This is a genomic window from Arthrobacter sp. D2-10, assembly GCF_054161285.1.
This window is the reverse complement of the sequence record NZ_CP096431.1, coordinates 1452173-1465488: the sequence shown is the minus strand read 5'-3', so window position 1 is coordinate 1465488 and position 13316 is coordinate 1452173. Positions and strand designations below refer to the sequence as shown.

Sequence of the window (13316 nt, the reverse complement as noted above, 5' to 3'; positions counted from 1 at the left end):
AGCGGCGGCTTCTGCCGTTTGGCTCCTGTCACTGGAAGAGACCGTCAGCGCCGTGAGAGCGCGCCGGCCACGAGGAAGGCCATCTCCAGGGACTGCATGTGGTTCAACCGGGGATCGCACACCGACTCATACCGGTCGAGGAAGGCTTCCTGGTCGATCGGATCCGCCCCGCCCAGGCACTCGGCGACATCGTCACCTGTCATCTCCACGTGGAGCCCACCGGGGAAGGTGCCGAGCGCGTTGTGCACCTCGAAGAATCCCCGGACCTCGTCCATGACGTCGTCGAAGTTGCGGGTCTTGTACCCATTCGGGGAAGTGACCGTATTGCCGTGCATCGGGTCCGTCACCCACAGAACCTGGGCGCCGGACTCCGTGACCCGCGACACCAGGTTGGGAAGCTTCTCCCGGATGTTCTTGGCGCCCATGCGTGTGATGAAAGTGAGGCGGCCGGGCTCACGGTTCGGGTCCAGCTTGTCGATGAGCGCCAATGCGTCATCAGGGGACGTGCCGGGACCGAGCTTTACGCCGATCGGGTTGCGGACCCGTGAAAGGAAGTCGATGTGTGCGCCGTCGATGTCACGGGTGCGCTCCCCGATCCACAGGAAGTGTGCGGACGTGTCATAGGGCAGTCCCGTGCGGGAGTCCGTCCGTGTCAACGCACGTTCGTATTCGAGGAGCAGTGCCTCGTGGCTCGCAAAGAACTCGACGCGCGTCAGCGCGTCGAAGTCCGCGCCGCAGGCTTCCATGAAGCGGACAGCCCGGTCAATCTCGCGCGCGAGTGACTCATAGCGCGAATGCGCGGGGTTCGCGGTGAAGCCCTTGTTCCAATGATGAACAAGACGAAGATCCGCGAAACCTCCCTGCGTGAACGCCCGGATGAGGTTCAACGTCGATGCCGAGGTGTGGTAGGCGCGCACCATACGGGATGCGTCATGGCCCCGGCTCTCCGGAGTGAAGTCGTACCCGTTCACCATGTCGCCCCGATAGGCCGGCAGGGTTACGCCTTCGCGTGTTTCGTCATTCGAGGAACGCGGCTTGGCGAACTGCCCGGCCATGCGACCCATCTTGATGACAGGAAGTGACGCACCATAGGTAAGCACCACTGCCATCTGCAGAATGGTCTTCACACGCGCGCTGATCTTGTCCGCTGTAGCGCCGTCGAAGGTTTCCGCGCAGTCGCCTCCCTGCAGGAGGAACGCCTTCCCCTGGGCTGCCGCCGCCAGCCTTTCCCGAAGCACATCCACCTCGCCGGCGAAGACCAGTGGAGGCAGGGTGGACAGCTCATTCATCGCGGTCCGGTGCACCGCAGAGTCCTGCCAGCTGGGCTGCTGGGAGATGCTGAGCTCCCGCCACTTGTCCAGACCGTGGTCGGCTATTGCTGAAGGGGACGCTGAGGTCACGGTTGTTTCGGTCACTGCTTAAGCCTAATGGCTTCGCCGCACGACGGCGGACTCCCCTGTCATCCGGAGGCTTCAGTACCGTCACATAGCCCGGCTGCTCGAATCCCCTTCGTGCTTTGCCCTTGCTCTTTTGGCACGAGCAGGTGTCTTTGGAGGGTCGCCGGCTTCTCCAGCCTCACGCCCGATCGTGCGGACTTCGCCGGGTAAAGGGCTTTCGGCGCTCGGCGGCAGTGAGGTGTCCAACGGCGACGGCGCCGCCGGTGCGGGCACTGAACCTTCCAGACGAACGGCTGCCTGGCGGGACGGGTCTGCTGCACGTTCCGGCTTCTTTGCCGCCTTCTTGCCTGCGGTCTTCGCACTGGCAAGACGTTCCTTGACACTGCTGGCGTAAACGTCGACGTACTCCTGGCCGGAAAGCCTCATCAGGGCGTACATAATTTCGTCAGTGACGGAGCGCTGGATGAAACGGTCGTCTCCCATTCCGGCATAACGCCGGAAATCCATCGGCTCCCCGATGATGATTCCTACCCGGCGGATGTTCGGAAGACGCCGGCCGATGGGCTGGACTTTATCCGTACCGATCATCGCTACAGGAATGACTGGAACGCCGGTCGCAAGGATCAATTTGGCCACACCGGTCTTGCCCCGGTACAGCCTGCCATCCGGGCTGCGGGTGCCTTCCGGATAAATGCCGAGTATCCCGCCGGACTTCAGGATCTCCTCACCTGCGGAGAGCGACGTCGCTGACGCCGCACCGCCGGAGCGGTCCATCGGCAGCTGGTTGCTGAGCCGGAAGAACATGGCGGTGAGCTTGCCCTTCAGGCCTTTGCCGGTGAAGTACTCCGACTTGGCGAGGAAAACCACCGGCCGCGGCACAGCCAGGGGCAGGAAGATTGAGTCGGAGAAGGATAGATGGTTACTCACGATGACAGCGGCACCGGTAGCGGGAATGTTGTCCAGGCCCTTGACCCATGGCCTGAACAGGAGATTCACAATGGGACCTATAAAGATCCGCTTCATGATCCAGTAGAACACTCTGCCAGCCTTCCTGCGTGGATGTTCCGATTATCTGGAAACAGGCAATAACCATGCGTTCCGCAAACGGGCTTCTCGGAACACTACTCTACGGGCGGACGGTGTGCCGGGCGCCACTGGCAGTGGACCGGACACGGTGTCACCATTGGAATCATGACGATCGATACCGCACTTGCAGCGTACTCGTCTCCGGGTTCGGGCAGGAATGCGCGGATCGGAGTGATACTCAGCCATGGCTTTACGGGTTCGCCGGCGAGCATGATCGGGTGGGCGCAGCACCTGGCAAACCAGGGCTACGCAGTGAAGCTACCCCTGCTTGCGGGTCATGGCACCACTTGGCAGGAACTGGCCAGAACACCGTGGCAGCACTGGTATGAGGGCATTGATGCCGCTTACCGGGAACTCGCCCAGGACACCGACGCCGTAGTCGTAGCCGGCTTGTCCATGGGTGGGGCGCTCGCTCTGAGGCTGGCGGCGCTGGAGTCGGTGGCGGGCGTCGTCGTCGTCAATCCTGGGCTCACCATTGCCGACCCACGCGCCCGCTATGTGGGCGTGCTGAAGTATCTCCTTCGGTCTGTCCCATCCATCGGGAACGACATCAGAAAGGAAGGCATGGACGAGCGCGCTTACGCCCGGACTCCGGTTGCGGCCGTCCACCAGCTCGCGCGTCTCTTTCGTGACACCACCGAACGGCTCCCACAGGTTACGGCTCCGACTTTGGTGTTCCGGTCGAACATCGACCGGATTGTTCCCGAAAGCAGCCTGGAAGTTCTACAGCGGCGCATCGGGAGTGCAGACTTGGAGATAATACGGTTGGAGAACAGTTACCACGTGGCCACCATGGACCACGACCAGGAGCTCATCTTCGAACGCTCCGCAGCATTCATCAAGCACGTGACAGCAGGTATCACCGCATGAGTCCACGAGCCCAGGACCCTAACGAGTCTACTGACGACGCCGTGTGGCAAGACCTCGTCGCGCGGCTGGAAGAAACGCCGAGCAGCGAGTTGCCCGAGCGGCCCTCCTCCGACCCCGCGCCCTCGGCGGAGGAGCGCGTACGGGCGATCTTCGAGTCTCAGCGCACCCCGACTCCCGCAGGTCCCCGCGATCACACCGCGCCGGATGATGACGACGACGGATCATTCCGGCCGCCCGAACCTCCCGCCCTCGGCGTGGGAGATCCCTTGGTGGTGCTTGCCTGGGTGGGTGCCGTGGGCAGCCCCATAGCCCTGGTGCTGATTGCGATGTTCTGGCGTTCCGCCTCCAGCACCATGATGCTGGGTATCGTGGCGATTTTCATCGCAAGCGTCACCTTCCTGATCTTCCGCCTTCCGAAGACGCGAGATTACGACGACGACGGCGCCGAGGTCTAGCTTCGAGGTTCAGCTGCGAGGTCTGGCTGCGCCTTGCCTAGCGCCGCTCACTGGGGCGTCCTGAGGGCGGGGTTCCATATGCCCGGCCCAGCAGCGGGCGGTGCCGGATCCGGGAAAGATCAGCCGCGCCCACCAGGCCGGCCTCGGGGCCGAGGGCCGCCGCCGTGATTCGTGCAGCGGGACGAAACCCGCGTCCGGTGAGGTTGCGCTCGAATGCGCGCCGCGCCGGTTCGATCAGGAGCTGCCCGGCCGCCCCTAGCCCGCCGCCGATGACGAACGTCCCGGGATCGAGCGCCGCACCCAGGTTGGCGAGGCCGAGACCGAGCCACTGCCCGACGTCGTCGATCAGCTCACGGCACACAGGGTCGCCTTGCAGCGCCAGGCGGGTGACCACTGTGCCGGTGATGGCGTCGACGTTTCCGTTCACCTCATGCAGCAAGGTCTGCGCAACGGGAGAATTGGCGGTCGCAAGCTCGCGGGCTTCCCGCCCGAGCGCGTTGCCTGAGGCGTACTGTTCCCAGCAGCCCCTGTTGCCGCACTCGCAGCGATGCCCGTTGGGAACGATGATCTGATGACCGAATTCCCCCGCGACTCCGTGACGGCCTCGCTCGAGTACACCGTCCATGATCATCGCGCCACCGATTCCGGTACCGAGGGTGATGAGCACGAGCCGCGATTCGCCCCGGCCCGCGCCGAAACGCCATTCGGCCCACGCTGCCGCGTCCGCGTCATTGAGCACCGTAACGCGCCGTCGCAGGGCCTTCTCGAGATTCGCTCTCAACGGTTCGTTGCGCCACGCCAGATGAGGGCTGAACAGCACCGTTCCGTTGTCCAGATCCATCCAACCGGCCGCTCCGATACCCACCGAGCGGATGCGCCGACCTCGTCCGAGCTCGCGCACCAGGTCCACGATCACCGATTCGACCGCCCTCGGGTCCTGGCCGGGGGTTTCCCTGCGGGCGGAGGCGATGATTTCACCGGTGGGGTCGACGACGCCGGCAGCCACCTTGGTGCCGCCGATATCGATGCCTATGGCGAGCCCACGAGCGCGCAGCGGGCGGGCAGCGTAGCGAGTGCTCGCAGCCTGCGGCGCCCGAAGTGGGCGTCGCGTGCCGGCTCCGGCGCGAAATCGGTCGGCCAGGAGACCCTCTTCTGGTTCCGTCTGCATGGAGCCGGCCTCCCGCCGTCGTACTGGGACTGCGCCGTCCTGAACGCAAGCTTTACCGTTACCGTTTTGTACATTACTGGAGAGTAAGAACCCCTGCGGAAAAGCTATAGGCTAGGAACGTCTCACGGATGTGACGAAGATCAAAGGAGATTCCTGTGCGCGAATTCAGCGTTCCGGCCAAAGTGCAGGTCCCCCGGGACAGCAACACCACTCACCTGGTGATGAAGCAGGCTGAGAAGGCAAGCAATCCTGCCCTGTTTGCCACCAAGGATGCCTCCGGGCAGTGGTCCGATATCCGGGCAACGGACTTCCTCTCCGACGTCCGCCGAATTGCCAAGGGTCTGATGGCTTCAGGCGTCGGCGCCGGCGACCGCGTGGCCATCATGGCGCGCACGCGGTACGAATGGGCGCTGGTGGACTTCGCCGTGTGGTTTGCGGGCGGAGTGTCGGTGCCGGTCTACGAAACCTCCTCTCCGTCGCAGGTTGCGTGGATCCTTGGCGACTCAGGCGCCGTGGCCGCGTTTGTCGAGTCGGGGCGGCATGAGAACGTGGTCCGCCAGGCCGTCGCCTCGGCGAATCTCGAGGGATTCCGGGACGTGTGGCAGTTCGACGGTGGTGGCCTGGACACGCTCCGGGAGACTGGAACCGGCATTGACGACGCGGCGCTCGAGGAACGCCGCCTCATCGCGGGCCTGGACGACGTCGCAACCATCATCTACACCTCGGGGACCACTGGAAAGCCAAAGGGTTGCGAGCTGACGCACGGCAACTTCGTGGAGCTTTCCGAGAACGCCGCCGAGTCGCTGCCGGAGGTGGCCCACGAGGGCGCACAGACCATCATGTTTCTTCCCATGGCGCACGTCTTCGCCCGATTCATCTCCGTGCTGTGCGTGGCTGCAGGCGCCACCGTTGCCCACACTCCCGATGTGAAGAACCTGCTCCCGGATCTGCAGAGCTACAAGCCGAGCTTCATCCTCGCGGTCCCCCGCGTCTTCGAGAAGGTCTACAACAACTCGATGCTCAAGGCCGAGGACAGCGGGAAAGGCAAGATCTTCCACGCCGGTGCCGACGTCGCCATCGCCTGGTCAAAGGCGGATCAGGCGGGCAAGGTGGGCCTCGGGCTGAAGGTCAAGCATGCCATCTTCGACAAGCTACTCTACGGCAAGATCCGGACGGCCATGGGTGGGCGGGTGCAACACGCCGTGTCCGGCGGCGCACCTCTTGGCGACCGCCTCGGTCACTTCTTCCACGGCATCGGGCTCATGGTCCTTGAAGGATACGGACTGACCGAGACCACCGCACCGATCTCCGTGAACACGCCGCAGAAAATCAAGATCGGCACCGTCGGAGCTCCCCTCCCGGGCAACGCGGTCAAGATCGCTGATGACGGTGAGATCCTCGCCAAGGGCGTGTGCGTCTTGAAGGGTTACTTCAAGCGCCCTGACCTGACGGAGGAAGCCTTCACGGACGGCTGGTTCCATACCGGAGACATCGGCCAGCTCGACGACGACGGTTTCCTGAGCATCACCGGGCGCAAGAAGGAAATCATCGTGACCGCCGGTGGAAAGAACGTCATCCCCGCACAGTTGGAGGACACCATCCGTGCCAACGCCCTGGTCTCCCAGTGCGTTGTCGTCGGAGACCAGCGTCCGTTCATCTCCGCGCTGATCACGCTGGACGAGGAGGCGCTGCCCGGATGGCTGGAGCGGCACGACCTTCCGGCCAACACCACCATGGCCGAGGCTGCGCGCCATTCCGCGGTGCAGGCCGAGATTCAGTCCCTGGTTGATTCGGCGAACGAGTCGGTCTCGCAGGCTGAAGCCATCAAGGTGTTCCGCATTGTTGAGCAGGACTTCACGGAGGCGAGCGGCCATCTCACCCCGTCGATGAAGATCAAGCGAGCCCAGGTGCTCAAGGACTACTCCTCCGTGGTTGAGGAGATCTACTCCCAGCCGCGCGTGCAGCCCGCCGGATAGGTCAGGTGGAGGGCGCCTTCAGCGAGAGCAGGGCGTTCTCCACCACCTCGGTGAGGGCCGGATGTATCCAGTACTGGCCGCGGGCCATCGTGAAAGCGTCCAAACCGAAGTGCATCGCCTGGATGATGGGCTGAATCAGGTTTGACGCTTCGTGCCCCATAATGTGAGCGCCGAGGATCATGCCGGTGTCTTCCTCCGCCAGTATTTTCACAATCCCTGTTGTGTCTTCCATGGCCCAGCCGTAAGCGGTTGACCCGTACTGCTGAACCGCCACAGCAACCCGTGAACCGGTTTTCTCAGCCCGTTCCAGCGCCTGTTCCTCGGTAAGGCCCACAGTCGCGATCTGGGGGCGCGTGAACACAGCGGCCGGAACGTAGCGATGATCTGCAGCATGAAGCGCATCAGGGTGGAGCAGATTGTGCGAGACAACCCGGGCTTCGTGGTTCGCCACGTGCTTGAGCTGGAAGGCGCTGGAAATGTCTCCGAGCGCCCACACGCCCGCAACCGGCTCACCCTGGCGCAGCACCCGCTGGAATGCATCGACCGCGACCCGTCCGTCATCGGTCAGATCGAAACCAATATCCCCTGCTCCCACCCGGTCGCTGTTGGGTGTACGCCCGGTCGCAACAAGCACGACGTCGGCCTCCACCGCCGTCTCGGACCCATCCGGACGCGTCAGCGTCGCCGTCACGGATCTGTCACCGTTGCTGTCCACCCGCCGGACCTGGTGTTTGGTCAGAAGATCCCATTGGGATCGGGCGAGCTCTGTGAAGCGTTCAGAGATCGTATCGTCGAGGGCCCGGAGCATCCGGTCAGATCGCACAGCCAGGGTCACCTCGGTGCCGAGCGAGGAAAAGATATGCGCAAACTCCGCCCCAATGTAACCACCGCCGACGATGAGCATGCGCTGTGGTAGCTCGCTCAGCCGCATGACGGTGTCGGACGTGTGGATTTGCGGCAGGTCGAGTCCGGGAATGTCCGGCGTTACCGCGCGGGAGCCTGCTGCTATGACCACCTGGTCGGCCGTAACGACATCACCTGAATCGGTGACGAGGGTGCGGTCGTCGGTGAAACGGACGTCCTCCTCGATCAGGTCGACGTGGTCGAGTTCATCGGCCCTGTAGACCCTGCCCGCTTCCGAGATGCTGTCGATCCTGGTGAAGACCCGGTCGCGCAGGTCCGCCCACCTCGTCGCCGTGTGCTGAAGGTCGACGCCCAGCCGGGCGCCGTCGTCGGCTGCACGCGCGAGGTCTGCGGGATAAACGAGCATCTTCGTGGGGATGCATCCCACGTTCAGACACGTTCCACCGAACGTTCCGCCCTCGATGATCGCAATCTTCTTGTCATCCCATTCGGGAGTGATGATCGTGTTCCCGGAGCCGGAACCGATGATCGCCAGGTCGTAGTGAACCACGAATCAGTGCAACTGATCCACGACGAGCGCGGCGAGCTCCACCACGGCTTCCCGCGTCTTGGGCTGAAGTTTCGAGAGATCCACGCGAGAGCCCTCCGCAAGGTGACGGTCGTACGGGATGCGTACAACGGTGCTGACGCGGGAGCGGAAGTGCTCCTCGATCTCCTGCACATTGACGTCGGTGCGGTTCCCGGAGGACATATTGACGACGACGATCGCCTTCTCGACGAGGTCATGCCGACCATGAGCTTCAAGCCAGGACAGTGTCTCTGATGCCAGTCGCGCTTCGTCAACGCTGCCGCCGGACACGAGTACCACGGCGTCTGCCTTCTCCAGTGTTCCCTTCATGACCGAGTGGACCATGCCGGTGCCGGAGTCGGTTAGGACGATGGAGTAGTACCGGCCGAGAATATCGGTGACGGCGCGGTAATCGGCGTCATCAAAAGCCTGGGCGATCGCCGGGTCGGTGTCCGAGGCGAGCACGTGCAGCCGAGAGCCGTCCCGGGCAACGTAGCTCGACAGTTGGGCGAAGGAGTCCACCATGAACCGGTTCTGCACGAGCTGACGTGCGGTGAACTCTGCCTTGCCGGGTGACCGGTCGGAGAGGGTGCCGCGGTCCGGATTGGCGTCCATGGCGATGATGCGGTCCTCGCGGATGTCAGCGAGGGCCATGCCGAGCAGGGTGGTCACGGTGGTCTTACCGACTCCGCCCTTTCGGGAAAGCACGGGAACATACCGGGTCCGCTCCCCCAACCGCACGCTGACCCGGTGCTCGAGCGCGCGGTGGATGCGGACGGCGTCGGAATCGCCGACGTTCACGTAGCCGAAAGTCGCCTTGTACAGCCACAGCCGCCAGCCGCCGATCGGTGCGCGCTGCTGCGAGGTCAGCAACCGGTCAGCAGTCAGCGACGATGCCGGTTCCGGTCCTTCTTCCTTGTTCCTGCGTGCGCTACGGTCCGGGGCGGTCGGTTGCTCTTCCGCTGGAGCCGGCGATACCTCAGGTGCACGGCCCGTGGAGGGCATCCAGCCTGCAACGTCGTCGCCCTCGGAGAGGCGGATGTCGCTGTCCGCAATCGTCAGCGCCGAAGGGTCAGTGGGGTGCTGTCCCGGGAACTGGCCTTCCGTTGCGGGCGTGATCCCGATGTGGGGCAGGCGATCAGGCAGCGGGGCCTGGACCACAGCGGGACCGGGCAGCTCGGCGCTGCCCGGCTCCGCGGCGTCGTCCTCTGAACTGAGCGTGAGCTCTTCCGCAGCTTCCGCGGCGTCTGCGCTGGAACCGCTCGGGGCTTCCGTCCCGGCCATTCCGGCTTCCGCCTGGTCCTGACCGGTCACGGTTTGACCGGGCTCCTGGGGAACCAAGGGCTCCTCCGTGGACTGTTCTGCCGGCTTCTTCTCGTTCGCCATGGTTCCTCACGCTTGGATGTCGCCCGTAGCTGGTGCTGCAGGTGGATTCTGCATCACCTTAGCGTAGGCCCGATTCAGGCGGGGTCGATCACCAGCAAGAGATCTCCGCCCTGCACCTGTTCGATGGCGCCGATTGCCACCCGCTTGACTGTTCCGCCCACGCTGGTGGTGATCCCGGCCTCCATCTTCATCGCTTCGATGGTCGCTACGGTGTCGCCGGCCTGGACAGTATCGCCCTCGGCAACGCCGAGGGTCACGGCACCGGCGAACGGGGCGGCGACATGGCCCGGCTGCGACGGATCGGCCTTCTCGGCCGCCTTGACGTCGGTGTGGACGCTGCGATCGCGGACGACGACGGGACGCATCTGCCCGTTCAGCGTGCACATCACGGTGCGCATGCCCTTCTCGTCGACGTCGGAGACGGCTTCGAGCGTAGCGATCAGACGGACGCCCTTCTCCAGCTGGATGACGTGCTCGCTGCCCTGCTGAAGCCCGTACAGGTAGTCGCGGGTGTCCAGGACAGAGACGTCGCCGAAGGTGTTCCGCGTGGTCTGGAAGTCCTTGGTAGGCCCGGCGAACAGGAGCCGGTTCAGCGTGGCACGCCGGGTTGCTGAATCGGCGGCCAAAGCCTCCTGGTCCTCGTAGGCTAGGTCAACGTCGCGGACCTTGACCGTGCGGCCCTGAAGCGCCTTGGTCCGGAAGGGCTCAGGCCAGCCTCCGGGCGGGTCGCCAAGTTCGCCGCTGAGGAAGCCGATGACCGAGTCCGGGATGTCGTAGTTCTGCGGGTTCTCCTCGAACGCTTTCGGGTCCACGTTGGATCCCACGAGCTGGAGGGCCAGATCGCCCACAACCTTAGACGACGGAGTGACCTTCACGAGCCTGCCGAGCATGCGGTCGGCCGCCGTGTACATGTCTTCGACGGCTTCGAACCGCTCACCAAGACCGAGGGCAATGGCCTGCTGGCGGAGGTTGGAGAGCTGGCCCCCGGGGATCTCGTGGCGGTAGACGCGGCCTGTCGGCCCGGGCAGGCCGGACTCAAACGGTGCGTAAACCCGGCGCACGGCCTCCCAGTACGGCTCAAGCGAGCTGACGTCCTCCAGCGACATTCCGGTGTCGCGTTCAGTGTGCGCAAGGGCCGCGACCAGCGCCGACGCGGAAGGCTGGCTGGTGGTCCCGGCGAGGGAGGCGCTTGCGACGTCGACGGCGTCGACTCCCGCATCCGAGGCCGCCAGCAACGTGGCCAGCTGGCCGCCTGCGGTGTCGTGGGTGTGCAGGTGAACCGGCAGGTCGAACCGCTCGCGCAGAGCGGTCACGAGCTTCGCGGCTGCCGCAGGACGCAGCAGGCCCGCCATGTCCTTGATGGCAAGGATGTGGGCGCCGGCGTCGACGATGCGCTGCGCCAACTCCAGGTAGTAATCCAGCGTGTAGAGCTTCTCGGCCGGATCCAGCATGTCCGAGGTGTAGCACAGGGCTACCTCGGCGACGGCGGTTCCCGTTGCGCGGACGGCGCGGATGGCCGGCTCCATCTGGGAGACATCGTTAAGCGCATCGAAGATGCGGAAGATGTCGATACCAGTGGCAGCGGCTTCCTGCACGAAAGCTTCGGTGACCGCTTCGGGGTACGGGGTGTAGCCCACCGTGTTGCGGCCACGCAGCAGCATCTGCAGACAGATGTTCGGCATTTCCTTACGGAGCGCGGCCAGGCGCTCCCAAGGGTCTTCGCCCAGGAAACGAAGGGCGACGTCGTACGTGGCACCGCCCCAGGCCTCCACCGACAGAAGCCCCGGCATCTTGGCCGAGACAGCCTTGCCCGCCGCCACAAGATCACGGGTCCGGACCCGTGTCGCCAAGAGGGACTGGTGGGCATCGCGGAAGGTCGTGTCGGTGACAGCGAGGGCGTTCTGCGCACGCAGCTCGGCCGCGAAACCCTCCGGGCCCAGCTCCTGGAGCCGCTGACGCGATCCCGGTCGCTGCTCCAATTCGGCGACGACAGGCAGCTTCTCAGCCGGGTCGAGCTCCACCGTGAGCTCCCCGTTCGGCTTGTTGACCGTGACGTCGGCCAGCCAGTTCAGCAGCTTGGTGCCACGGTCCGCAGGTACGCGGGCGGTCAGCAGTTCGGGGCGCTCATCAATGAAGGAGGTAGCGACGTCGCCGGCGATGAACGCCGGATCGTCCAGAACCGACTGAAGGAAGGAGATGTTCGTGGATACGCCCCGCACGCGGAACTCGGCAAGGGCACGACGTGCCCTGCGGACCGCGGACTCGTAGTCGCGGCCACGGCACGTGAGCTTGACCAGCATCGAGTCGAAGTGAGGACTGATTTCAGCACCCGCGTACACGGTTCCACCATCCAGTCGCACACCCGCACCGCCGGCGGACCGGTATGCGGTGATTTTCCCGACGTCAGGACGGAACCCGTTCGCCGGGTCCTCCGTGGTGATCCGGGACTGCAGAGCGGCACCCCGCAACCGCACGCTTCCCTGCGACAGACCCAGGTCGGCCAGGGTCTCCCCCGCCGCGATGCGCAGCTGCGACTGGACAAGGTCGACGTCGGTGACTTCCTCGGTCACGGTGTGCTCGACCTGGATGCGGGGATTCATCTCGATGAAAACGTGCTGTCCTGCGCGTTCACCGACGGTGTCGACGAGGAATTCGACCGTGCCGGCGTTGACGTAGTTAAGTTCCTTCGCGAACGCTACGGCGTCGCGGTAGAGCGCCTGGCGGATGTTCTCGTCCAGGTTCGGTGCCGGCGCAATCTCGATGACCTTCTGGTGGCGGCGCTGCAGGGAACAGTCACGTTCGAAGAGGTGCATGACGTTGCCCTCGGCGTCAGCCAGGATCTGGACCTCGATGTGGCGGGGACGCAGCACGGCCTGCTCAAGGAACATGGTCGGGTCACCGAACGCCGAGTCCGCCTCACGCATCGCCGACTCAAGCGCTTCACGAAGGTTCTCGCGGTTGTCGACGCGGCGCATGCCGCGACCTCCACCGCCTGCAACGGCCTTCGCGAAAATCGGGAACCCGATCTCATCAGCCGCCGCAACCAGTTCCTCAAGATCGGAACTCGGCTTCGAGGACTTCAGAACGGGAATGCCTGCCTTGCGCGCCGCTTCCAGGGCACGGACCTTGTTCCCGGCAAGTTCCAGCACTTCGGCCGGAGGACCGACGAACGTGATGCCGGCGTCGGCGGCCGCGCGCGCCAGGTTCGGGTTCTCCGAAAGGAATCCATATCCCGGATAGATGGCGTCGCAGCCGGCGTCCTTGGCAACACGGACAATCTCGTCGACATCGAGGTAGGCACGAACCGGGTGGCCTTCCTCGCCTATCAGGTACGCCTCGTCGGCCTTTTGCCGGTGAATAGAATTGCGGTCCTCGTGCGGAAACACGGCGACGGTTTTGGCGCCGATCTCATAACCCGCCCTGAATGCGCGAATGGCGATTTCGCCGCGGTTAGCTACCAGAATCTTCGAGAACATTGGTCTCCTGCGTCCTTGCGGGTCGATGGAACGACGACTAGCGTGCTTAGCCTACATTTGGTCTTTCTGG

General features: G+C 64.4%; 9 protein-coding genes. 3 read left to right on the top strand and 6 right to left on the bottom strand.

Features of this window, described 5'->3' with window-relative positions:
• Nucleotides 1-44: 44 nt before the first annotated feature.
• Nucleotides 45-1415 (bottom strand): class II 3-deoxy-7-phosphoheptulonate synthase, encoded by a 1371-nt coding sequence (locus M1D74_RS06835; RefSeq protein ID WP_458116937.1) that lies wholly within the window; start codon nt 1413-1415, stop codon nt 45-47.
• A gap of 66 nt (nt 1416-1481) precedes the next feature.
• Nucleotides 1482-2435: a lysophospholipid acyltransferase family protein gene (locus M1D74_RS06830; RefSeq protein ID WP_458116936.1), complete on the bottom strand. Its 954-nt coding sequence runs from the start codon at nt 2433-2435 to the stop codon at nt 1482-1484.
• 153 nt (nt 2436-2588) lie between these two features.
• Between M1D74_RS06830 and M1D74_RS06825 the strand changes: the two genes are divergently transcribed.
• Nucleotides 2589-3353, top strand: a complete 765-nt coding sequence (locus M1D74_RS06825; protein WP_458116935.1) for an alpha/beta hydrolase — start codon at nt 2589-2591, stop codon at nt 3351-3353.
• Nucleotides 3350-3808 carry a hypothetical protein gene (locus tag M1D74_RS06820; RefSeq protein ID WP_458116934.1) on the top strand — a complete coding sequence of 153 codons (459 nt, stop codon included), beginning with the start codon at nt 3350-3352 and terminating at the stop codon, nt 3806-3808. Before M1D74_RS06825 ends, M1D74_RS06820 begins: the two co-directional genes overlap by 4 nt.
• A 37-nt stretch (nt 3809-3845) precedes the next feature.
• Here M1D74_RS06820 and M1D74_RS06815 read toward each other — a convergent pair whose 3' ends face one another.
• The gene (locus M1D74_RS06815) at nt 3846-4976 is read right to left on the bottom strand and encodes an ROK family glucokinase (RefSeq protein WP_458116933.1); all 1131 of its coding nucleotides are present in this window, start codon (nt 4974-4976) and stop codon (nt 3846-3848) included.
• 155 nt (nt 4977-5131) lie between these two features.
• Between M1D74_RS06815 and M1D74_RS06810 the strand changes: the two genes are divergently transcribed.
• Complete coding sequence (locus M1D74_RS06810) at nt 5132-6952, top strand: AMP-dependent synthetase/ligase (protein ID WP_458116932.1); 1821 nt, start codon at nt 5132-5134, stop codon at nt 6950-6952.
• Between the two features lies 1 nt (nt 6953).
• Here the strand turns inward: M1D74_RS06810 and M1D74_RS06805 are convergent, their stop codons facing one another.
• From M1D74_RS06805 to M1D74_RS06795, 3 genes are all read right to left on the bottom strand, one after another.
• Complete coding sequence (locus tag M1D74_RS06805) at nt 6954-8366, bottom strand: mycothione reductase (protein WP_309070871.1); 1413 nt, start codon at nt 8364-8366, stop codon at nt 6954-6956.
• A 3-nt stretch (nt 8367-8369) separates the two neighbouring features.
• Nucleotides 8370-9770 (bottom strand): MinD/ParA family ATP-binding protein, encoded by a 1401-nt coding sequence (locus tag M1D74_RS06800; protein ID WP_458116931.1) that lies wholly within the window; start codon nt 9768-9770, stop codon nt 8370-8372.
• Nucleotides 9771-9844: 74 nt separating this feature from the next.
• Nucleotides 9845-13246, bottom strand: a complete 3402-nt coding sequence (locus M1D74_RS06795) for a pyruvate carboxylase (protein ID WP_458116930.1) — start codon at nt 13244-13246, stop codon at nt 9845-9847.
• Between the last annotated feature and the right edge of the window lie 70 nt (nt 13247-13316).

Coding starts and splice junctions, on each gene's coding strand:
- M1D74_RS06825 (WP_458116935.1), top strand. CDS start 2,589: ATGACGATCGATACCGCACTTGCAGCGTACTCGTCTCCGGGTTCGGGC.
- M1D74_RS06820 (WP_458116934.1), top strand. CDS start 3,350: ATGAGTCCACGAGCCCAGGACCCTAACGAGTCTACTGACGACGCCGTG.
- M1D74_RS06815 (WP_458116933.1), bottom strand. CDS start 4,976: ATGCAGACGGAACCAGAAGAGGGTCTCCTGGCCGACCGATTTCGCGCC.
- M1D74_RS06800 (WP_458116931.1), bottom strand. CDS start 9,770: ATGGCGAACGAGAAGAAGCCGGCAGAACAGTCCACGGAGGAGCCCTTG.
- M1D74_RS06795 (WP_458116930.1), bottom strand. CDS start 13,246: ATGTTCTCGAAGATTCTGGTAGCTAACCGCGGCGAAATCGCCATTCGC.